Origin of the sequence: Idiomarina sp. OXR-189 (genome assembly GCF_034373425.1) — a bacterium.
Lineage (GTDB): Bacteria > Pseudomonadota > Gammaproteobacteria > Enterobacterales > Alteromonadaceae > Idiomarina > Idiomarina zobellii.
Map to the genome: position 1 here is coordinate 2,540,600 of NZ_CP139706.1, position 23,480 is coordinate 2,564,079.

Annotated in this window: 16 protein-coding genes; 7 read left to right on the top strand and 9 right to left on the bottom strand. The window is 48.6% G+C overall.

Going from position 1 to position 23,480, the window contains the following annotated elements:
* Positions 1-48 precede the first annotated feature (48 nt).
* From UM402_RS12490 to recC, 4 genes are read right to left on the bottom strand one after another with little or no spacing between them, the layout of a single operon-like run.
* The gene (locus tag UM402_RS12490) at positions 49-3,207 is read right to left on the bottom strand and encodes a DUF3427 domain-containing protein (RefSeq protein WP_058578581.1); all 3,159 of its coding nucleotides are present in this window, start codon (positions 3,205-3,207) and stop codon (positions 49-51) included.
* Complete coding sequence (gene recD / locus UM402_RS12495; RefSeq protein WP_058578582.1) at positions 3,200-5,134, bottom strand: exodeoxyribonuclease V subunit alpha; 1,935 nt, start codon at positions 5,132-5,134, stop codon at positions 3,200-3,202. The genes UM402_RS12490 and recD overlap by 8 nt, the downstream gene beginning before the upstream one ends.
* Positions 5,131-8,820 carry an exodeoxyribonuclease V subunit beta gene (recB, locus tag UM402_RS12500; RefSeq protein ID WP_058578583.1) on the bottom strand — a complete coding sequence of 1,230 codons (3,690 nt, stop codon included), beginning with the start codon at positions 8,818-8,820 and terminating at the stop codon, positions 5,131-5,133. Before recB ends, recD begins: the two co-directional genes overlap by 4 nt.
* A complete protein-coding gene (recC, locus tag UM402_RS12505; protein ID WP_058578584.1) occupies positions 8,817-12,272 on the bottom strand; it encodes an exodeoxyribonuclease V subunit gamma in 3,456 nt (1,151 codons plus the stop codon). The genes recB and recC overlap by 4 nt, the downstream gene beginning before the upstream one ends.
* Positions 12,273-12,379: 107 nt before the next feature.
* Between recC and UM402_RS12510 the strand changes: the two genes are divergently transcribed.
* Together UM402_RS12510 and UM402_RS12515 are read left to right on the top strand one after the other, a co-directional pair.
* A complete protein-coding gene (locus UM402_RS12510; protein ID WP_058578585.1) occupies positions 12,380-12,994 on the top strand; it encodes a LysE family translocator in 615 nt (204 codons plus the stop codon).
* Positions 12,995-13,078: 84 nt separating this feature from the next.
* Complete coding sequence (locus UM402_RS12515; RefSeq protein WP_058578586.1) at positions 13,079-14,188, top strand: sensor domain-containing diguanylate cyclase; 1,110 nt, start codon at positions 13,079-13,081, stop codon at positions 14,186-14,188.
* A 2-nt stretch (positions 14,189-14,190) separates the two neighbouring features.
* Here the strand turns inward: UM402_RS12515 and UM402_RS12520 are convergent, their stop codons facing one another.
* Both UM402_RS12520 and UM402_RS12525 read right to left on the bottom strand, forming a co-directional pair.
* Positions 14,191-15,051, bottom strand: coding sequence for a hypothetical protein (locus tag UM402_RS12520; protein WP_058578587.1), 861 nt, complete (start codon positions 15,049-15,051; stop codon positions 14,191-14,193).
* The gene (locus UM402_RS12525; RefSeq protein WP_058578588.1) at positions 15,048-15,794 is read right to left on the bottom strand and encodes a hypothetical protein; all 747 of its coding nucleotides are present in this window, start codon (positions 15,792-15,794) and stop codon (positions 15,048-15,050) included. The genes UM402_RS12520 and UM402_RS12525 overlap by 4 nt, the downstream gene beginning before the upstream one ends.
* Before the next feature lie 125 nt (positions 15,795-15,919).
* On the opposite strand from UM402_RS12525, the gene UM402_RS12530 reads away from it, so the two are divergent.
* Together UM402_RS12530 and UM402_RS12535 are read left to right on the top strand one after the other, a co-directional pair.
* Entirely contained in the window at positions 15,920-17,065 is a 1,146-nt protein-coding gene (locus UM402_RS12530) for a sensor histidine kinase (protein WP_058578589.1), read from the top strand.
* Entirely contained in the window at positions 17,062-17,712 is a 651-nt protein-coding gene (locus UM402_RS12535) for a response regulator (protein ID WP_058578590.1), read from the top strand. Before UM402_RS12530 ends, UM402_RS12535 begins: the two co-directional genes overlap by 4 nt.
* A 2-nt stretch (positions 17,713-17,714) precedes the next feature.
* Here the strand turns inward: UM402_RS12535 and UM402_RS12540 are convergent, their stop codons facing one another.
* Positions 17,715-19,568, bottom strand: a complete 1,854-nt coding sequence (locus UM402_RS12540; protein ID WP_058578591.1) for a DUF885 domain-containing protein — start codon at positions 19,566-19,568, stop codon at positions 17,715-17,717.
* 94 nt (positions 19,569-19,662) lie between these two features.
* On the opposite strand from UM402_RS12540, the gene UM402_RS12545 reads away from it, so the two are divergent.
* Entirely contained in the window at positions 19,663-19,914 is a 252-nt protein-coding gene (locus UM402_RS12545; protein WP_053953456.1) for a hypothetical protein, read from the top strand.
* Between the two features lie 7 nt (positions 19,915-19,921).
* Complete coding sequence (locus UM402_RS12550; protein WP_058578592.1) at positions 19,922-21,028, top strand: threonine aldolase family protein; 1,107 nt, start codon at positions 19,922-19,924, stop codon at positions 21,026-21,028.
* Here UM402_RS12550 and UM402_RS12555 read toward each other — a convergent pair.
* On the bottom strand, positions 21,025-21,453 hold the full coding sequence (locus UM402_RS12555; protein WP_058578593.1) for a DUF6746 family protein: 429 nt from the start codon (positions 21,451-21,453) through the stop codon (positions 21,025-21,027). The genes UM402_RS12550 and UM402_RS12555 overlap by 4 nt on opposite strands.
* Positions 21,454-21,572: 119 nt before the next feature.
* Between UM402_RS12555 and UM402_RS12560 the strand changes: the two genes are divergently transcribed.
* Positions 21,573-22,643: a transporter substrate-binding domain-containing protein gene (locus UM402_RS12560; RefSeq protein WP_058578594.1), complete on the top strand. Its 1,071-nt coding sequence runs from the start codon at positions 21,573-21,575 to the stop codon at positions 22,641-22,643.
* An 8-nt stretch (positions 22,644-22,651) separates the two neighbouring features.
* Here UM402_RS12560 and UM402_RS12565 read toward each other — a convergent pair whose 3' ends face one another.
* Entirely contained in the window at positions 22,652-23,479 is an 828-nt protein-coding gene (locus UM402_RS12565; RefSeq protein ID WP_058578595.1) for a mechanosensitive ion channel family protein, read from the bottom strand.
* Position 23,480: the final 1 nt, after the last annotated feature.

The following is a 23,480-nucleotide window of genomic DNA, read 5'->3' on the forward strand; positions in this document are numbered from 1 at the left end:
AGCCAGGCTGTTCCAAAAGCTAACCCTCTGGTCTTCTTTCACTCAACCTTATCGCAAAATATTAAATGACTGATAAAGCCTGGTTGGCAATTTGCTCCCCAGTTTCCAAGTCACATTCATAGGCCGTTCACCATGACTGCTAATAAAAGTCACTGGCCCGCAGGCTTTATAAGCTGATTGCTTGTTTTCTCTAACAAAAAGCTGGAACTGCCAACCATTGGTGTTGCTCTCGATATAGCGACGCCCGGTAGGCGTATTTGGGGAAGCCGTATTCTGTGATTGCCAATGGAACTTCTCTCGACTGATCGCGTAGTCATTGTAGGCAACACCTTCGTGTACTGCGTCAGCTTTATCCAGCGTCACGAACAATAACTCAAGCTTCTTATCTTGAAAACGGAGCACGCCCTCTCGAAATACTCGACGTTCCTGCTCATTCAAAAAACCAACTGCAGTCAAAATTTCACGTATTTGATAAGACGCATGAAGTTTCAAAGGTGTATCTTCGAGCCCAGGCAAAGGCTCAAAAACATAATTTGTTTTAGCATCTAATAAACGCGCAAGTTCATTGAGCTCAGTGAGTGCTTCAGGTTCCTGCTTCAAGGCTTCAATAAACTCAACACCGCTACCCACACGCTCGTTCTGATGGTCAATTTGATACGCCAACATTTGCGCATATTGCTTATCACTCATCGTCCAAGCGTCACTTAAATCGCCACTTGTCGCTTTTTGAATGAGTTGCAGATAATCAGAATCATCAATATGCAGTAGGCTCATAAAGCGCTTGCTTAGGTAGGTTTCCTGTTCCGTCGCATCACCAGCAATCAACTGAGCTGCACGCTTTAAATTGGTCCAGCCGGTGTTATTACCATTTCCACGGTAAACATCCGTCAGTTCAAGCTGCTGTTCACTAATAAACTCTGATAATGAGACGTTATTGTTACCTTTTATTCGAGCGAAATGACTCAACTCATTGCGCAGTTGATCCCAGCGTTGATTGATCGCCTGTTGTAGACTTCCCAGTATCGACTCGCGGGCTTCCTTTTGAAGCTGCAAGTAGCAACCACTCGGTAACTTACCAAAACCATTATTCACACCGTCGTAAACTTCTTTACGGGTTAATCCTGTTATTGCACTGTACAGCACATCAAAACGAAAACCTGCACGATGTTGGCCGATAAAATCGAGTACTAAACAACTTTCCTTTTCTGGGTGTAGGCGCAGACCTCGACCAATTTGTTGCTGAAACAGCGTAACGCTTTGCGTTGGTCTTAATAGCAGCAGTGTGTCGACAAAAGGCAAATCAACACCTTCGTTATATAGGTCGACCGTAACTAGCACATTAATTTCTTTATTCGCTAATTTTCTAGGCAGAGACACCCGTTCCTCACGTGAGCTTTCTCCATAAATCAATGCCGCTGGAATATTCGCTTCGTTAAACTTTTGGGTCATAAAGCGTGCGTGATCAACGTCGACACAGAAAGCCAATGCGCGAGATTCTTTTATATTGTTAACGACTTCATCCCAAGCCCTCACCACGTTACGTGCACGAGCATCATTCGCAGAGAGAATGTCGTGAAGGTCGCTCCGGCCATCGCCATTTTTCCAGTTAACTTTCCGGTAATCCTGGCCGTCGTCACACGCATAGTATTCAAAGGGTGCAAGTAGTTGCTGATCAAGCGCATTCCATAGCCGCATTTGCACCGATGGCGAACCATCGGGACGAGCATCAAAATAGACTAGAATATTTTTATTATCTGCTCGTTCAGGTGTGGCCGTCAGACCCAACAAATATTTAGGCTCTGCACGAGTAACAACCTCATCAAAACTTTGCGCCGCTATGTGGTGACATTCATCAACCACCACAACTTGCCAGTGATTTTCCGGGTAGCGTTCTAACAGCTTTTGTGAACGAACACTTTGCACCGTTGCAAACACATGATCATATTGCTTAGGTTCGTGACGTCCTGTAAGCAAGTCGCCAAAATTTGCGTCTTTTAGAATCTGTCGATATGTATTCAGCGACTGACTTAAAATTTCCTCGCGATGTGCGATAAAAAGTAGTCGCGGCTGTCCTTTTTCCCGCTCACAAATACGTCGGTAGTCAAAGGCTGCCATAACGGTTTTCCCGGTGCCCGTTGCCGCTACCAGTAAATTTTTAAAGCGTCCGTGGGCTCGCTCATTATCTAGCTGTTCAAGAATGTCCGCCTGAAACGGTTTGGGTGTAATATCGAAGAAAGTTGTAGTGACATGCTCAGGTAAAACTCTTCCGCCAGACTCCCGGCTTAACGCATCTCTCAATGCTGCAACATGTTGACTGTCGTTCGGATCATACGGTTGGAATTCACCGTCTTCCCACAACGTTTCAAAATGTGCTTTAGCACGTGCATACAAGTTTTGTTGCCCGTGTTCGGTAAACTTAACCGTCCACTCCAAGCCTCCCATTAAAGCGGCACCCGATAAATTCGCACTACCAACATAAGCACTGCCGAACCCGGTTTTTCGCTCAAACATCCAAGCTTTCGCATGCAGTCGCGTTCGGCGCCCATCTAATGATACGCGCACCTCACAATTCGGGAGTCGGGCTAGCATATCCAACGCATTTTTCTCTGTTGCGCCAATGTAAGTTGTCGTCAGCACTCGAATGGATGTTTTACTATGGCCATCAGCATCGGCTGCGGTAATTTGCTTTAGTATGTCGTAAATTTTCCGAACACCAGAAACCGTGATAAAACTCACTAAAATGTCGACGTGATCACAGCTAGAGAGCTCTGAGATTAATTCGTTGAGTAACGCTGGTGAGTCTTTACCCGCAGTAAATAGCCACGGTTGCGATAAGCCAATTTGAGGCAACTCTGGCTGCTCGCCTTGGCGATAAATCGAGCGTAACACCTTCGGTGGTGCTGCGATTTCGTCGATAAGTGCTTCTGCTGTGTTCTCTTTTAGCTGCTGTCGCGCGTGCTTGAGTAGATTATTCAATAAGTCGACTTGGGCCAAAAGCTTATCGTTATCTGAAAGCTTTTCACCCTCACCAACGGCTGCTAGTAACTGAGATAACTGCTCGGTTAAAGCGTCCACTAATCGTTCATGACTACTTTCAACACTTAGGTTTTCCAGATCGGCGACGAGATTTTCATCCTGCGTTGAAAGCTCTTGTTGAACTGCTGAGGTTTTCAGCAAATCATAGAGGCCTCTGTGCAAGTTAGACACGCTTACCTCCCTTACTGAACTGTCTATTCCCCACCAAACTCAACCGCTCCTTAGCCCTGGTAATACCGGTGTATAGCAGCTCTTTGCTCATCACGGGGCTGTCATGGTCGGGCAGTACCATCACGGTGTGTTTGAACTCCGAGCCTTGGGATTTGTGGACGGTCATGGCGTACACGGTTTCTATGTGAGTGAGACGGCTGGGGAGTATCCAGCGTACGCCGTGCTCCTGGTCCGGAAAGGCGACGCGCAGGTGTCCGTGTTCCGGGTCTTTTAGGGCGATGCCAATGTCGCCGTTGTTGAGCTTTAATCCGTAGTCGTTTTTGGTGACCATAACGGGGCGGCCTTCGTACCAGCTGTTGGCGTTTACGCCGAGTATGTCGCCCACTTTTTGGTTAACGGCTTTCATACCCCAGGGGCCTTCGCGCAGGGCTGTCAGAATTTGAAAGTTGCTTAGGTTTTGCAGCGCTTCCAGGGCGAGTTTGTCGGCGGAACCAGCGTCGATGTTTGTAGTAGCATTGTCGTTGACGGCTGCATTGCTCCTGACGTGTAACGTCAGGCTACCCGATGTTGTCAGGTTACGGCGAATCAAGGCTTCAAAGCTTGAGTCGTCTAAACTGTCGACTTCGTAAACACTGACCGGATGCTCGCTTTCAGCGGCTTTGGCCTTTTCAATTTCCTGCTGTGTGGCGGCATCATCCTGGCGATTAATGGCGTTTGCCAAGTCCGCAATAGGGCCTTTAAAGCGGTAGCTTTTGCGGAATTTAACCACGTGTTGCAGGCGCTGCTCGCCATTGTCATTGATAAGCTCTGACGGAAATGTTGGTGTGTCAGCAATGTCTTGCAGCCACCTGGCGGTGTCGCTGTGGTAATGTCCTTCGTCGGCACCTGCGCATAAGTTACCAAGCACGGCGCCAGCTTCGACCGATGCCAACTGGTCTTTGTCGCCAATGAGTACCAACCGCGCGTGTTTCGGTGTCGCTTTCAACAATGCGGTCATCATTTCAATGTCTATCATTGAGGCTTCATCGACAATCACCACATCCGTTCGCAGCGGGTTTTCTGCATTGTGTTTAAAGGCGCGGGAATTGGGTTTCACACCCAATAGTCGATGCAGCGTTTTCCCTTCGGACTGAATCGAAAGTAATGCGTCCTTCAGACTGGATAGTTTGTCATTCTGAACCAATTGCTCCAGCTCATTTTCAATGGACTCAGTCAGGCGCGCTGCAGCTTTGCCGGTCGGTGCCGCCAGTGAAACCCGCAGCGGCGGCAAACCGAGCGTTAACGCCTGATGCTGCAATGCCGTCAACAAGCGCACTACGGTATAGGTTTTACCGGTACCAGGCCCCCCCGTAATGACACTAAACCGATTCCGCACGGTATTGGCACAAGCGACACGCTGCCAGTTAATATCGCCATTTTCGGTCGGCGCAAACAGCTTAGCCAACGTACTCTTTAGTAGCTCGTCGTTAATAACCGGCCGGTCTTGCATGCGCGCCTGAACACTTTGCTCAATAAAGGTTTCGTACTGCCAATAGCGGCGTAAATACAAGGTGTGTTCGCTGAGCACCAACGGCTCGGTTCCGTGGCCATTCACATCGACGCATTGACTGGCTGCCAGTGCGTCGGTCAGGTCTAATCCGTATTGCTTAAAAAGCTCACTTGGTAAGGCGCAGTCCGCGGCATGACGGTTCTCCGGTGGCAGGTTCAGCAGCGTTTCCGGGGCATCCATCAAAGCCTTTAGATCAACTTGCGTATGCCCACGCCCGGCTTGATGCGACACACAGCAGGCGGCGAGTAACACCGCATCGCTGCGCTCGCCCGCTTGCTGCAGAAACTCGACAAACGCCAAATCAATAGAGCGTATCCAGCCGGCATCCCGCCACTGACTCAGAGCTTCGAACAGGGTGTGGATAGTTACATTGCTCATACTGACTCCTTGTCTTTGACGCTTTCTCCGGCAAACAGGCTGTCCAGCTGCTCTATCAGCTCTCTCGGTGGCCTGTCACAAAATGCGCCGCCAGTTTCGGCTCTGTGCCCGCGTAAAAAGAGATAAACCGCGCCGCCAACGTGGGTGTCGTAATCGTATTCATCGCCCAGCCGAGCTTTTAGCAGGCGGTGCAATGCCAGCGTATAAATCACGTATTGCAGGTCATAACGGCTGTGCAGTATTTTCTCGCGCATGGCCTCCTCGCTGTATGCGTGGTCGTCCTCACCCAGCCAGTTCGACTTGTAGTCCGCAACGTAGTATTTACCGTTATGCTCAAAGACCAAGTCGATAAAGCCCTTTAACATGCCATTCAGCAGGTTAGGCTCTAGTGCAGGGCGCTCATGGCCGGGTAATGTGTGTTGTTGCACCAGATTGTCCAACGTTTGTGCGTTAACACCACTAGCGCCAAACCAAAACTCGGGTTCGGCTTTGTACTGCTGCAACTGGCTCAGGCTAATTTTGTCGCCGTTAGCGTTCAGCGCAAACTCGGTTTCTAGGTACGCATTCAGCCATTGTGCAATGCTCTGCTCATGCTCCTGCCACAAAGGGCTGACACAAAAACGCTGTACGAGCTCAGTGCGCTCGGAAGCATCGTGAGCGATTACCTCAAAGCCCCGATTCGCCGACTCTTCCAGTAAGTTATGCAAAAAGGTACCCGGACCAGCGCCTTTAGGTAAGTGGTGAATGCTGTCCGCACTCGGCTCTGCCGCACTGGCGACTTGCTCGTCCTCGTCTTCTCGCTCATCCAGCAAGTTCATTTCGTCGGGCGACTGCGGTGCCTGTGCACTTTTCGTGACCGCGCCTTCATACTTAAGCGCGCTATAACTAGCCACCCACCAACGTTCAAGTTTTCGGCCTGCCGGCATCGTTTTAGGCGTCAACTTAGGCGTTTGCTGCTCCTGCTCTAGAGCACGAACCAGCGGCTCATCATCTTCCAGGCGCGTAACCTGAGTATGCGCGCTCTGCTGCCAACGCTCATTAACGACCTTGTAAAGCTCGTCAGACAACGCCTCACCGCCGTTCAATAAGTAAAACAACGGATTATTACGATGCTCGCTCATGGCCTCCAGCGCAATGAAGGTGGCGTACTGTGCACGGGTTACTGCGACGTACATTTTGCGTAAATCTTCTGCGAGAATTTCGTCGCTTAAACGCTGTTTATTGTCGTCGTCTTTGGACCAGAGCACTTGCAGCTCGCCCTTTTCATCGTGATAAACCGCTGGTGGCTTTATGCGGTGGGTCTCCGACTGGGTATAAGCCACAAAGGGCATGAACACCAGCGGGTACTGCAAACCTTTAGACTTATGAATGGTGATAATTTTTATCAGTTCATCGTCACTTTCCAGGCGTAGCTGCTGCTCGTCACTTTGTGTGCGGCTGTTGCTACCAAAACCGTGGCGTTCATTCACTTGCTCGGCAAAATGGTTCACTAACGCCGGAATGCCGTCTAAAACCAGACTTTGTTGTTGCAGTAATTCGGCAATATGAAGCACGTCTGATAGCTGTCGTTCGCCATGAATGCGATCTTCCAGTAACGTCGCTGGTACCTGATGGTCGTGCAACACATTGTGCAGCATAGCCAATACGCCCTGGCGCAACCATTGATCGTGATAACTTAAAAACTGCTCGACACGCGCTTCCCACGCTTGCTCGTTACTGTGAATATACTCTAATTCAACAAACGGTAAGGCGAGCAATTGCGTTGCTAAGGCACTGCGAATAAGCGAAGGATCACGAGGTTCCGCACAGGCGCTGACCAGTGCCAGCAAGTCTTTAGCTACACGCTGCGCAAATACCGACTCTCGGTCTGACAAATAAACGCTTTTGAGGCCACGGTCACTCAGTGCTTTCTTTATAGCATTGGCTTCGCTGAAGTTATTCACCAGCACAGCAATGTCGCTGGTTTTAACACGCTGCTCCAGCACGTCGTCTTCATTGTAATAGCCCGCTTGCGGATCATTCAGTAACGACGCTATTAGGTTGGCATGGTGATTCGCCGCTGCCCTGAATACGGTATCTTTATTGCGTTTTTCTTCACTCGATACCGACCACAGAAGCGCCGGAGCGGTTTTTACATTGCTGGATAATAAGCAGTGTTTGAACGTACGCTTCAGTCCATTGGCAGCCACGCGGTTAAAGGGCAGTTGGTTGTCGTCTTCGGTTTTGAACAAAAAAGCGCCGCGCGGTAGCTCCTCTGCACGCTCAAACAGTGCATTTACGCTGTCCACCATTGCCTGCGACGAGCGGAAGTTTTTCGCCAGGTTATAGTGCCGCCCTTCGGTGTCTCGCCGGGCTTTTAAATAGGTATAAATATCGGCATTTCGGAAGCTGTATATGGCCTGCTTCGGGTCGCCAATCAGGAAAATGCCGGTGCCGGTGTGCGGCTCTGCCAGATTATAAATGCGGTTGAATATCTCATACTGCACAGGGTCGGTGTCCTGAAACTCATCCACCATGGCTATGGGGTATTGCTTACGAATAGCGGCCGCCAACGCTTCGCCACTGGGACCTTTTAACGCATCGCGTAAGCGTGTGAGCATGTCGTCATGCCCCATTTCTGCACGCTGATTTTGCAATTCAGCAAAACGTTTGTTCACCCCAAATGCGGCGTGTTGTTTTATCTTAGCCAGTTCTTGCTGTTGCTGGACTTTGCTTTGTTTTAGGCGCTCCTGCAACTGACCTAAGACGTTCCAACTGTCCGGCATGCCGCCCAGCTTACTCTCAGCAAACTTTTGTAACTCATCTGTACGGATGTTTTTCCAGTTTGCTGCCGTGACGTCCGGTTCAACCAACTCAGCATCCGCGCACCAGTCGGCAAATTTCTGAAATTGCTTAAGTTTGGTAGCAGTGCCTTTGGCTTGCGATGTCTTATCAACCACTTCATTAACAATAGGCGCAACTTCTTGCTTTATCGCGGCTATTCGTTGCTTATGCCCATTTTCCGCCTCAGTTAATAGAGTTTGCAGGTCTCCCTCAACCGGTGCCTGCCCGCTTTTACTTAAGCTGTAGGTCAAACCTAATAAGGCTTCAGGCGAGGTAAAGTCTGCCAGCAATTTTTCACTCAACTCGGCATCGGCCGGGTAGATATAGCGGCGGAAATAATCCTCGGCGGCTTGTAAACGCAATTCCTCATTATCGGTTTCTACGTCCTGACTGAATAAGCTGCCGCTGGCGAAAGCGTGCTCTTTTAGCATCGACTGACACCAACCATGGATGGTCTTAACCGCCGCTTCGTCCATCGACTGCGACGCTAAGTCCAGTAACCGCGCTAAGTGTTTTAAGTTCTGTTCTTTCGCTACGCAGTCTTCGCGCAAACTGGCTAAGAACGGGTCACTGTCGACCGAGTCCGGGTCACGAAAATAAGCCGCGGCTTCGGCTAAGCGTGCGCGAATGCGGTCACTCAGCTCTTCTGTCGCGGCTTTGGTAAAGGTCATGACCAGAATATTCTTGGGTACAAGCTCACGCTCAAAGGCGGTGTCCTGCGTGCCGTGACCAATGACTAAACGCACATACAGTGCGGCAATGGTGTAAGTTTTACCTGTACCGGCGCTCGCTTCAATCAGGCGGCTGCTATTCAGCGGAAAGTCGAGCGGGTTCTCCAAAGTATGCGTCGTCGATTGGCTCATGACTTGTCCTCCGGCACCATGGTTAAACGCAGCGGATCGTAGAGTTCATTCAGAAACCGGCGGAAATGAGGCGACGTCATAATGGCCTCGTAAGTGTCGGCAACCCGGCCGCAGTAATCACTTTTTGTCACTATGGCCGGTCTTTTATGCTGATCTTCTTCGTATTTCTGCCGGGCTGCCTCGTGCGCCAACGCTTCGTCGTTGTCTTTTTTATCCAGGGCGTTCAGCCAGGTTAAGGCAATATCCAAATGCATGGGTTGTGGTTGCTGCACCGACAATGCCACCAGTTCAAGCAGTTGTTCGAGCTGTTGCAGCGCCAGCTCTGCTGGTATCGCCGCGACCGGCAACTGACAACCGCCTTTGGAAACAATGAGTAAACGAGTGGGTTGCTGCAAATTCAGCAGCATTAAGCCGATGTAATACGCACTGATATGTTTCCAGCCACCGTCTTCGACACCGCCTTTTTTAGTATTTTTTGCTATTTTACTCGCAGAGGTCACTACCCACAGCCGCTCGCCCTGTTCATTGGTGTGTAAGCCGGTAATGGTTTCGTCGATAATCAGGCCGTTATGCTCGAAGCCTACCTCAATGGGGAACTCGTTAAACTGGCTGTAGCCGGTAATACCCTGCTGATAAGAGCCCAGTATTTTGTCGGCTTGTTCAAGCATTTCCAGACCATTTTGCTCGGCAATAGCGCCTATACCTAGCGCGCCCTCGCGGTTGATTCGATTCAGCTCTTTTAACAAGGCCGCTTCCGTGCCCCCGCCTTGCAACAAGGCGCGCTTACCACATTCAACCAAGCGAGTAATAAGCGTCCAGCTTTGCAGGTTATCCATAACGAAGGCTTCACTGTCATCCAGGTCTTCGCTGTCGCTGCCGAAATAGGTATCGAGATGCCAGTTAAAATAAAGCCGCGCGGGCTCTTCGATAAAACGTTTTATGTCGTTAATGCTGAGGGTGCGTTCGACACTTTCCGGTCTATGCTGAGACGCTGTTGAGTGGTTGTTTTTAGCACCACCATGCGCCAGCGCCCACTCACTGGCGTAAGTGAAATACCCCGGCTGCTCCTGGCTAAAGTAAGCCGTGTTAAAGGGTTGCAGCTTATGTTCTACAGTCAGGTTTTTAACGTCAACACCCCAGCCTTGCTGAAGATGGTCGCGCAGCTGCGCGACTAATACCGACGGTGTGCGCTCACTGTTATCTTTAGCGCTGTACCCCACCCAGCTGACGTAAAAACAGTCCCGCGCCGACAGCATCGCTTCCAAAAACAAATAACGGTCATCGTCGCGGCGGGAGCGATCGCCCGGACGGTAACGGTCTGTCATTAAGTCGAAGTCCACCCGAGGTACCGAGCGCGGATAGTCACTTTCGTTCATTCCCAAAACACAAACGTATTTAAAAGGAATGGCACGCATAGGCATAAGCGTGGCAAAATTCACTGCGCCGGCTAAAAACCGTTGGTTAAGGTTTTGCTGGTCAACGCGTTCGAGCCACGCATCTTTAAATATCGGTAACCGCAACAATGACTCATTGTCGGCTTCAACACCAATATCCCGTAACTGATACAGCTCATCACTAAGCTTAGCTAACAGTAAGTGATCACTATCGTCTTCGGTCTCGAAGAATTGCTGTAACAGCCACTCGCCATGCAGCACCCAGTCCGTCAATGGCTGCGCAGTTTGGGTGCGCTGCCACCATGACTCGAGCGCGCGTACTACATCCGCCAGACAACCGACGAGAGCAGCGCTAAGGCCCGATACTTCCGGATAAGGCTCAACCTCAGCCCAGGGGGATGAATGGTCTGCTTCAAGCTCACCAATGGCATAGCCTGCAATCATGCGTTTAAGCGCAAACCACCAGCTGTTTCTTTCCTCCGCCGGAGGCATATAAAACTGTTCACGCTGCTGACTGTTCAGGCCCCATCGCGCACCGGCCTCTCTGACCCAGCGTTTCAACTGCGGCAGGTCGTCGTCATGAATGTCGAAGCGCTGCTGTACAGCGGGCACCGACAATAAATTGAACAAATCCGTTTGGGTAAAGCGCAGCTGGTCTGCCTGCAACAACAATTCTAGCGCTATCATTAATGGTCGCTGATGGCGCTCCCCCTGGTCTGCGATGGTATAAGGAATGGCGCGCGGATCACGCTCGCCCGGGCGTTGATGGTAGCGTCCAAATACCGCGTCAATGTAAGGCGCGTAGGTGTTCACATCGGGCAGCATGACCATAACGTCCCGGGGCTTTAAATCCGGATCGCGAGCGAACGCGTCCAATAACTGATCATGCAACACTTCCAACTCGCGCTGTGGGCTATGGCAGACATGAAACTGCAACGACTTGTCCGTTTTAGCCGGTGTCGACCAGTGCTCCCGCGTTTCCTGAACTGGTCGCAGATTTAAGATATCGTCTTGTAACTGACCTAACAGGTGATGAGTGTCGTGAGGCTCGAATAATTCCAGCTTTACGGTATTAAAGGCTTCCTGCTTGGCGAACGTTTCGTCGTATAAGTCCAGCAAGCGAATATAGTCTCGTCCCTGCTTGCCCCAGGACGCCAGCAGCGGGTGCGCCAGCTGATGCAGTTCATCATCGTCTGGCTGCTCAGGCAGATCAGGCTTATGTTTCAGTCGAGAAGAAGCTTTTACCGCCTCGCGCAGCGCTTCTTTGCCGTCAACAATGTCGGCCCAATGAAACTGCGACGGGTTGTGCACACATAACAAAATCTGCGTGTAGCCTTTTATGGCATCCAGCACTTGCAACATTTGCTGCGGCAATGATGAGATACCAAAAACAACCACGCGAGGGGGTATACCGGCAGGACGTTGAGACAAATTTTTTGCGGTATCAATAAAACGCTGGTGTAACTCGGCCCGATTGTTCCAGTAGTCGTCTATACCAATATCATTACTGACAGCGCGCCAGAGTTCCGGCTGCCACAATTGCTCCGCTTCAAGCGGCTCATTGTTTTCCAAAACGTCATGGCCTTTAACCCAGCTGTCGAGCCAGTCAGCGCGATACACCGCGTATTGATCAAACAAATCGGCTAAACGTCCACTGAGCTGATAGAGCTTGCGCCCGTCATTATCGTCCGAAGTGTAGTGCTTCAGCGGCGCAAAGTGTGGGTTTTCGGCAATAAGATCGGGTAATAAGCGCATTAAACGCCAGGTCAGCCGGTCTTTATCAAACGGAGAGGTTTTGGGTATGTCATCACCCAGTACGGCACGATAGGCCTGCCACTGAAAGCGCGCAGGCAGGGTCACATCGACCATGGCAGCAATGCCGCTGGCTTGTGCTAAGTTAATTTTAAGCCACTGCGCAATACCATTGCTCTGCACCAGCACCGTTTCCTGCTCCAGCGGCGCCAGCGGATAATTTTGAGTGAATTTGACGGCCACATCCGTTAAGTCTTCCAAACGGTGTCCGTGCGCGACAATAAAGCCGGGGGTTAATTCACTCACTCGCTGCTCTCCTTAAAACCGGTTCCATGAAATTCCATGGTATCGTATATTTTTAAAGACACCAGTATAAGACGTTATGCGTCAATTTATGTCGCACAAGGAATGCTATGGAAATTTTTATCGCGGTATTTTTCTTTGCGTTTTCAACCACGATTACGCCAGGTCCAAACAATATAATGATCATGTCTTCTGGTGTTAATTACGGCGTAAAGTCGAGTTTGCCGCACTTTCTCGGCATTTGCTTTGGCTTCCCGGCTATGGTGCTGGTGGTCGGTATGGGTTTTGGTTCCGTACTGGAACAATTCCCGTTGCTGCACCAAATGATAAAAATTGCCGGTACTCTCTATTTGCTTTGGCTCGCCTGGGTTATTGGTTCGCAAACGCCCAAAGCAATAGAAAAGGGCGACCGTAAACCACTGACGTTTTGGCAGGCGGTGCTTTTTCAGTGGGTAAACGGCAAAGCTTGGGTGATGGCAACGGGTGCCGTGGCCGCTTTTACTACAGTCGCAGGTTCTCTTTGGCTAGAAGTTCTTGAAATTACGGCGGCGTTTTTAGCAGTTGCTTTTCCCTGTGTTGGCGTATGGCTGGTTGCCGGTGCCGGCTTGCGTCAACTACTGACCAACCACACAGCACAGCGCATCTTTAATGTTTCAATGGCGCTTTTATTAGTCTTTTCAGTATTACCCGTCGTATACGATATTTGGACGTTTTACACGAACTGAATAGACCTTCAAATAACACTAAAATAACATTTACCTTGTGTTGCGTCTGTGCTTAACTAGAATTGTAAACAGTCGGATGGAATCATGGACGCCATAAATACTCAAGTTACGTTTAATCAATTAATATCTGAGCTTTCGTCTCGTTTGATCAACAGCGAACCCGCTGAAACCTACGAGTGCATCGAGGAGGTCATCGAAGCTTTTGGCAGCTTTGCCGGTGCTGACCGTTGCTATGTGTTCGAGTTTGACGATGCCGTTGCCAACATGACAAACACACACGAGTGGGTGCGCGATGGATTTGACGCACACATTGACGACCTTCAGTCTGTTGGTATTAACGACCTTCCATGGTTTTTCAATGAAATAAAGACACACCAACTCTTCATTGTTAACGATGTCGAATTACTTCCACCCGAAGCCGAGGCTGAAAAACAAGAATTCAAACGAGAACACATTAAGTCCGTTATCTGTGTGGGTATAGTAGCCAAGCACCAATTGCTTGGTTTTGTCGGCTGTGATCGAGTTCAGGAAAAACACCGTTGGACTCCAGAAGAAATCCGCTGTTTAAAACTGGTCGCCAATATTATTGCGAATACTATGGAACGGCAGCGAACGTACGCCGAACTCATTCACACTCAACGCGAACTGGAAAAGGCTAACCGCTTGCTTCACGCACAGGTTTCTCAGGATGGTTTAACCGGCATTGCTAATCGCCGTGCTTTTGACGAGCGTATCCACAATGAAATCCAACGCTCAATGCGAGAACAGTCGCCACTAAGCTTACTGATTATCGATATCGATCATTTTAAACCTTATAATGACCACTATGGTCACCTGCAAGGTGATCAAGCACTAAAGTCTGTTGCTAATGCTTTATTCGATCTGTTTCAGCGCAACACGGACTTTGTTGCTCGTTATGGTGGAGAAGAGTTTGTCGCTGTTATTTCAGCAACAAATAAAGAAAAAACGGAAGCCAGTATCCATCATCTGCTTGAATCAATTCGAGCACTACAAATTCCCCATGAGAACTCAGAAATAGCCCCCTATTTAACAGTGAGCATTGGCGGCTACCTTCATACACCTAAAACCGATGAAAGCATCGACTCACTCATTGATAAAATGATAGCCAAAGCAGACTCAGCGCTTTATCGCGCCAAGTCCGATGGTCGTAACAGAGGGTATTTAGACGACTAGCGTTATTGTGCTAACTGCTCCTGAAGCTCTTCGTCATTAACGTTTTTAAGTTCTGCCAGCAGTTGTTCTGACGTTTCTGTATCGCCCTTTAACGCTAATAACTGTGCTTTTCTGAACTGTGCCCAGTGAGGCTCCGGCAAGTTCTCCAACGACGCTTTCTCCAAATAATTATTAAGGGCATCAATGCCTGCATCAATATGACTCTCGGCTAAAACGGCGGTCTTTCCTATCTGATACAACGCCATACTGACTGCAGAACCGTCATCTGAGATGCCATTTACCGCTCTGCCAAACAGCTTGAGAGCCGTATCAAATTCTTCTGCGCGCTGTTTCTGTAGACCGGCATAAAGCAAAACATCCGCATTATCAGGGTGTGCTGCTATGGTTTCTTCCAGCAGCGATTCTGCTTCTGTCATCTTTTCATGCTTACGAAAATAACCAACTTTAGCGAGCGCGCCTTGTGCCGGGTCTAACGCCATCATTTTCTCAATTTGAGCCAATGCTTTCTCGTCATCACCGCCGGCAATAGAGGGCGCCATTAAATAAAACTGCATTAAGGCTCTGCGATATTTAATACTGTCAGGCGCCAGCTCAACCGCTTTCTCAAAGGACTCTACCGATTTGCCGGCATAGCTCATCGCACTGAAAAAGGCATTTTGCGCCTGTTGCGCCATAACCACGCCGCGCGTGTGCCAAGCTTCAGCGTTTTTCGGTTCTTTTTTTACCCATTCTTCAACGCTGTCTTCAGCACTATCGAGTGAGCCATCAGCCAACTGCTGCTGAATAACCTGCTTCGTTTCCACCTCGGCATAAACGCCGGGCGCAAAAATTAATGTTGTAAGTAAGAATAAAAGCCACCTCACGAGAGCTCTCCTTGTTCGTATTTTTGTGACCATAAAAATATAAGCACCGTACCTACAACACCCGGCACTACCCAGAATAACAATTGCCACTGCCCCAAGTGAGCCAGCACATGACGCGCGCCAAAGGCAAAAAACGCCGTATAAACCGCTATACCTGAACCACACATGGAACTTAAGTGCTCTATCAGCCAGGCATTCTTCTTAACTGAGGGCGAAAACGCAAAACGCAACATTTGATACACGTTCACTAACCCTAAAATGCCAAAAATAATGTGTAACCAAGGGCTGACAAACTGAATAGCAGGCGTATTCATGCTCTGCCATAGCAGCACCAGAGACATCACCGCTAAACAGGCAATCATCGATAAATAACTGAATGTACGCAAATTATCGCGACTTCGTTTCGACCGCAAAACCACCATTGCGTTCCGAACCGAGGCAAAGGTAAATACAGACAGGAACAACAGTAGAGTCCAAAAGAACCGAATACCTTCGGTAACCGCCTCGGGACGCTGGCTGTTTTGAATGATATTCGCTTTGAAGTATTCGGGAGCAACTAACACCATAACGGACATAACTATGGCCGAAACAGCAACCGTATTCATGATCCAGACATACGCCTTACCAAATCGGCGATGATTTAAACCTCCCTTTTTTGTCACTACCGGTATCCAGAATAATGCCATTGCTATGGCCCCAAACACGATATGTAAATAGAGTAAAAAGCTGTGTAGCGTCAACATAAAAAGCCCTCCTGTTTTTATACAGGTTAGAGCGGTTCAACGGTGTCAGTGAGTGCAAGAAGTCACTTTCTCAAACGTGACTTTTGGCCTATTGTCAAACACCACTCTGCAGGCATACTGAACGCATGAATATAAAATCAGTTACATCCAAATACATCGATCAAGAGCAGTGGGTTGCGGTACTGTCCTGGGCGCTGCTGTCCTCGTTTTGTCTTTACTTACTGGGTCAAAGAGAGCAAACACCGTTTTTTAGCTCGCACTGGATCATTGCCGCCGTATTCTTTGTGGTTTTCATGGTGTGCTTCACAATTGCGACCCGAGAACAGCCCTACAAAAACGAGCCCTGGCTACGTCTCAGCCTTGTCTTTGTTCAATTGGTGGCTATTTTCAGTTTGTATTACTTAATACCCTATAGTGTTGTCGCCATATTGATGACCATTTGCGTGGCGCAGCTGCCTTATTACACCAGTATTCGAAACTCTGTTCTTATCTCTATTCCGCTATCGGTGCCATTATGGTTGATTTACCAGTTTGGCTGGGGCGACAGTTATGCTTGGGTATCCGCCATTCTGTTCTGGGCATTTAATTTATTCGCCATAGTGACCATGGGCACCCGCCTGAGAGAGACAGAAGCATTAGAGCGCGAGCTGGCAATAAACCGGGAGCTTCGCGCAACACAAATGCTGCTGGAAGAAGCCAGTAAACAGAATGAACGGACAAGAATAGCTCGCAATATTCACGATTTAATAGGCCACCACTTAACGGCGTTGTCCATTAACTTACAGGTGGCTTCCCGAAAAGCCGGCGACGATCTAAAGCCGACGTTAGAAAAGAGCCAGAGTATTACCAAGTTATTGCTCTCCGATGTTCGTGAAGCGGTTTCCGACTTACGCGACTCGGCCGTACTGGACATTGAAAACGCATTGCAGTCGCTGGCTTATCGCTCAGCAGATAAACAAGTTGAGGTTAGGTGTCAGAAAAACCTCGGTATTCAAGCCATTGATATTGCCGAGGCGGTTTTGAGGATATCGCAAGAAGCCGTGACAAACTTCCTGAAACACTCCAATGGCAATCGACAAAGTATTTCGTTGTCTCGCCAAGGTAATACGCTTTGTCTTTTTATTGAAGATAACGGGTCTGCTCAGCACTTTAAGGAAGGAAATGGACTGACGGGTATGCAAGAGCGTGCTAATGACCTCGGTGCAGAACTCATCGTAGAAGCAAAAGGCAAAGGCTTTAATCTTCAACTCACGCTTGAGGATAATGTATGAGCATTAATGTTCTGTTAGTTGACGACCAAACATTAGTTCGGGAGGGTCTTAGCTCACTCTTATCGCTATCGGACAATGTGACCGTTGTTGCGCAAGCGAGCTCAGGCAAGGAGGCTCTTGAGAAAAATGCCCAACACTCCATTGACGTTATTTTGATGGATATTCGCATGCCCGACATGGATGGTATAGAGGCGGTAGAAACATTAAGAAGTGGCGGTTGCCAGACTCCCGTGTTAATGCTCACGACGTTTGATGACCACGAGTCCATTATGAGAGCGATTCAAGCGGGTGCAGAAGGGTATCTGCTAAAAGATGTCTCTCTGGAGATGCTGGTTGACGCAATTGCCGCGCTGTCTCAAGGAAAAACATGGCTGCAACCGGCCATTACGGAGCGCATTCTAACCGGTTTAAAAAACAACAAGAGCACAGAGAGCACTGACGATAAAACGCTTGTGGAGCCCCTGACAGATAAAGAAATTGCCGTATTGAGACTGATTGCAGCGGGATTAAGTAATCACGAAATTGCAGAAAGCTTGTTTAAATCAACCGGGACGGTCAAGAATCAAGTCTCGTCGCTGATGGCCAAGCTCGGGGTGCGTGACCGCACCCGAGCTGTGCTTAAAGCCATTGATATTGGCTTACTGTAAAACTAGGCTTGCTTCTGCTTCTCAACCCACTGGTTAACGCGACGCTCCAGAATGTGCAGTGGTAATGCACCACCTCCCAGAATGGTGTCGTGGAAGCCACGGATATCAAACTTATCGCCTAATGCTTCTTTGGCTTCTTCACGCAGTTCCAGAATGCGGATCATGCCAATTTTGTAGGCCGTTGCCTGACCCGGCATAACCAGATAGCGACGAACTTCTGAACGCACCGCGCCTTCAGCAATCGGCGTGTGCTCCTGGAAGTATTTAACCGCTTCCTCTTCAGTCCAGCCTTTGGCGTGCATGCCGGTATCCACAACCAAGCGCACCGCACGCCAAATTTCGGTGGTTAAGCGACCAAAATCAGAATAAGGGTCTTCATAGGCCCCCATTTCCTTGGCTAATTGCTCTGAATACAAGCCCCAGCCTTCGCTGTAAACCGTAAAGCCAGCCTGAGTGCGAAACTCTGGTACCGACTCCAGTTCCTGAGCAATAGAAATTTGCATATGATGACCCGGGTTACCCTCATGATAGGCAATGGCTTCCATCTCATTTTTCGGCATGGAGCTCATGTCCGACAGATGCGCGTAGTAAATGCCCGGACGCTCACCGTCAGGCGAACCAGGGTAATAATGCTGGGCTGCGCCATCTTGTTCACGGAAAGGCTCGACGCGTTTCACTATCAAATCGGCTTTTGGCAAAATGCCAAAATATTCAGGCAGTTTTTCATTAATGTACGCTAGGTATTCACGAGAGTCTTCCAGATACATTTCCGCGCCTTCGTCGTTGTTCGGATAGAAGAAGCGCTCTTCGGTACGGATATAATCAAAGAAGTCCTGCAAATCGCCATCAAATTCAACTTTCTCTTTAATCGCGATCATTTCATTAGTCAGTCGCTCGACTTCGCTAAGGCCTATCTCATGAATTTCATCAGCGGTTAAGTCAGTCGTCGTGTAGTTAGCTAAGCGGGCGTTATAGTAAGCCTCACCGTTTTCCAGACGATGCACGCCGGTGGCGACTTCGTCGGTATTTTCAATGTCACTTTCCAAAAAGCTGATTAAGGCTTCGTAACTTGGGCGAAAACGCTCCAATAGCGCTTTACGCACTTCTTTTTCGTATTTGTCGGCTTGTTCAGCGGAGATCGCATCATTTTCCTGAAGCGCACTGAGCTTGTTTTTAGCATCTTCCAGTAAGCTTGAGTCACCTTCTTCATCAAAAGGGGCACCTGAAGTCAGGCCTTTTGCCTCTTTAATAACCTGCTCATACGCAAATCGGGGAGCACGAACGCCGTTCTCAACCTGCTTCTTCGCGCGCTGCAATAATTGCTCAATAGCCGTTGCGCCACCCTTAATACGAGAAATGTAGGCTTCCATATCTTCCGAGTCATCCACTCGATGGAAGTTGATTAAAAACTGCGGTAGGAAAGTGTGCGCACCACGCATTTGGTCAAACACGTAATCCATGCCACGGAATTCCGCATTACGCTTGGCTTGTTCGTATTGGTAAACCCAAACGTCATACGACGTCTGAGCTTCGAGGTTCAGCTTGTCGTAGTCAAAGTTCGCTTTCAGCTCTTCAACCGTGCCTTCCAGCCATTCGAGCTGCTTTTTCTCAGCAGCGACGGTCATGTCATCAATGTCGCCGTAGCGATCTTTACGGCCCAGGAAGGTCATTTGAATAGGGCTTTGTTGAAGCTGTTCTTCGTACTTTTCTTCAAACCACTGGTTCAGGCGCTCAGTTTCCGACTGCGCCGTTTGCTCAACCGCCGTTTGTGAATTTTGTTCAGAATTGTTTTGCTGCGGTTGTCCGCAGGCCGTTAATAAGCCCAAAACAGCCAGGGCAACAATGGAATAACGCATAGCAGTGTCCTTTATTCTTCTTTTCATACAGGAAGAAAAACTATAGCGTGCTTGTTACACTAATGGAAATGCTTAAATTGTAACCGACTGTTTTATGGCGAAACCCAACAAGAAAGGGCCGGTTCGCACCGTGCAGATTTCTTGTCTGCAGTGCAAAACGCCCATATTTAAATATCGCAAGGGTGGTAAAGGCGCTTTGGTAAAATGCTTTATTGAGCGTATTGTTGAAGACCACACCACTAAGCCGTGCCATTGCCCCGGTTGTGGGCAGGAGTTTGCACGCGAGACCATGATTCGCGGTACTCCTGCCTACAAAATTATTGGCGGCAAAGTTCACTCAAAGTAGGCGAATAATGACAGCTTCTATTACCGAAAAAACTAAACACGCGTATTCTCGAGTGGCCGAGCAAGCAAGCTCGTCTCTGCTGCGTCAGCCACAACGGAGTATGGCGGATGAACTGCACTTATTAGCCTATGAGGTCGAGCAAAACGAAAAACGCGATGTTTACGGTAGTGGCGCGCTTATTAATGATTTTGAAGGTGAGGTGGCTAAACTGCTGGGCAAGCCCGCCGCCTTGTTCTTACCAACCGGGACCTTAGCTCAGCCACTGGCGTTACGTATTCATGCTGACCAACGCCAACGCAATGGCGTTGCTTTACACCCGACCTCGCATTTAATGCTACACGAGCAAATGGGCTTTGAAGCACTGTGGGGACTTAACGGTACAACAACAGGTGAAGCAGGCAATCCAATCACATCAGAAGACTTAAAAAACGTCCAAACTGCCGACCTTGGTAGCGTGCTTCTAGAGCTGCCAATGCGCGAAATTGGCGGTCAACTGCCAAATTGGGACGACTTAGTTTCGCAATCGGAGTGGGCTAGAGCTAATGATATTGCCATGCATTTAGACGGCGCCCGACTTTGGCAAGTGCCGACTGCTTATGACTGCTCATTAGCTGAGGTTTGCGAGCTGTTTGACTCTGTTTACGTCAGTTTTTATAAAGACTTAGGTGCTATTTCTGGCGCTGTACTTGCGGGCTCTGAAGCTTTTATTGAACAAGCTAAAGTCTGGGCTCGTCGAGCCGGCGGCAATGTTATTACTCAGTATCCGCAGATAATCTCTGCACGCCGTGGCTTACGAGAAAACCTGCCGCTTATGGATGATGCCGTGAATTACTCTCGCGCGCTAGGTGATGCGCTAAATGAGCTGGATGGAATTCGGGTCAACCCGGAAAAACCGCAAACAGCCATGTTTCACTTACACTTTGCTATAAACGCAGAAGACTTGAGTCAAAAGGTCATTGATTACGTCAGCAACACCGGTGTGGTTATTTTGCCTCTGCCACGAGCCGAACTAAACGGCGAAGCGATTTGTGAAATACCGATTGGGAGAAATGCAATGTCGCAGCCCCACAGTTTCTGGCTACGACATTTTAAAGCGTTTATAGAAACACTTTAATGGTGATTCTCGTGCTCTTCGTCATGCCCGTTTTCATGGTGCTCAGCATGCTTACCTAACACATGATTCAGTGTTTCAAGGTAGCTTTTACCAAAGCCTTCAACACGTTGTTTGTTCATTGCCTCAGAGCCTAAATGCACTTCTTCCAGCGAATTTGCTGCAACGCCCAGCTCTTTACTCAGACGTGCTAAAGCGACTTCCAGTGTGTATGTCAGCTCATGTACTTTTGCCATATCTTCCGGCGGCATGTCACCTTCAATAATTTTCTGCAACTCTGCATTGTACTTCGTCAGGTTCATAATTGCCTGATGCAAGTTGTCAGATGGCTCTGGCTTAAAGTGTTGATACTGTTGTTCTTCTTCAGCAAAACTCGGCATTGATATGGCTAAAAAAAGAGCCGTAATGATCGTATAAAATAGCTTCATAAAACCTCCTAAAATAACAATAATTCTCATTCTCTTGCATGAGCAAAGGTTAGTCAACAATTCGTTCGTTACCTGATAGTATTCCTTTGATACTCATCAATCTACAATAGGTATACGCAATGACGCTCCGTTTTGGCCTCACTCTACTACTAATCACTTTATCATCGCTGTTTACGCTTAGCGCAAACGCAAAACCTGAAGATACATTAAAAGTAGCAGTCAGGGTTAATGCGCCGTTTATTCTAGAAAAAAACGGAGAGTTTGAAGGATTAGCCATAACCTTATGGCGCGATGTCGCAATGGAGCTAGAACAACCTTACGAGCTGTATCCTATGCCATTAAATGACTTACTCACTGGGGTTGAAAATGGCGAATACGATATTGGCATTGGAGCGCTAACCATAACGTCTCAGCGAGAATCTGTTATCGATTTCAGCCAACCCTTTCATAATGCAGGCCTCGCCGTTGCTGTTCCAAGCAATAATACGTCAACCTGGTGGGCGGTCACAAAACGTTTCGTGTCCTTTGAGTTCTTAAAGGTCATTTTAGTATTAGGTGGCATTCTCTTTGTCGCTGGTGCTTTAGTCTGGTTCTTCGAGCGCAAAAAGAATCCTGACGAGTTTTCAGAGAAGCCCGTTAACGGCTTAGGATCGGGTTTTTGGTGGGCGGCCGTTACCATGACCACTGTTGGTTACGGTGACAAGTCACCCCGAAGCTTAGGAGGACGTGCGGTTAGCCTTATATGGATGTTCACTTGTGTAATTATTATATCCAGTTTTACGGCATCTATTGCTTCGTCACTAACGGTGTCACAGTTTCAATCTAAAGTGACCAGCGCCAATGATCTTCCTAATGCAAGAGTCGCTACTCTTGGTAACTCAGCAACGGCTGCCTGGTTAGAGCAGCAAAACATCGGCTATGAAAGTTTCACAGACTTAAATGCGGCTCTGAGGAAGCTCAATGCCGGTCAACTTGATGCGGTTGTCTATGACGAGCCTATTTTACGCTACTCGCTACGAACCAATGCTCTCAACAATATTCGCTTACTGCCAGAACGAGTGTTACCTCAAGACTATGGTTTTGTTTTACCGCAAGGCAGCTCTTTCCGAGAGCCTTTGAACCGAGAGCTTTTAAACGTTATTCAATCGCCGCAATGGCGCAGTGAATTACAGCGCTACCTAGGTCAGTAGCCTTATACTTATGGAGAGTTAAGCTCAAATGCTTCATCGGATTCCACTTTTGCGAATTTAACGCCCAGTTCCAACAATCGGCGTTTTCCGCGGGCAGTCATATCGGTAACAAACTGAAACTGCTGCCTGGGGTCAATTGGGTAGGCTTTTAAGCGGTACTTGGTACCCCAGGGCTGTTCAGCGGCCGTTACCGCTATAGGTTTACCAAGTTGCAGGTAAGGGCTGGTTAATGCAACTTCTTCCAGCGCGTCGCGAATTTGATAAGCATCTGCCTCTGGCTGGGTATAAAACTCAGTAATACACATTAAACTGGGACCGCCATTATTGGCATTGTGAATTAGGTTATCCCACAGTTTAAGATGCGGCACCCAAATAACGGTGTCATCGTTGGTCACCAGTTCAACCGTACGCATGCCTATGTGTACAACCTCACCATAACTGCCATCGACTTCTATCCAGTCTCCTGGTCTGTAGGGCATTTCGTGAATAGCCACGATACCGGCAATGAGGCTACTGACATAATCCTTTAATGCAAAACCAATGGCTAAGCCTGCGGCACCTAACACCGCTACCATATTTTGTAATGTCGGCTCTATAACTAGCGGAACTATCATGACCAAGGCTAATACCAAAATCACAATTCGCAGCATAGGCACCAGTGCCAGGGTATAAAGCCTTTGCTTGCCGTGCAGGTGCGACGCGACCCAGGGTATCAACTTCTGAGTTAGCCATACTAAGCCCACGGCTACGGCGATAATGATGACAATTTCTAAAATGGCAAATGTGTCTAGCGACTTAAATATGCCAGCAACATTTTTGACTGATTCAGTTTCCATT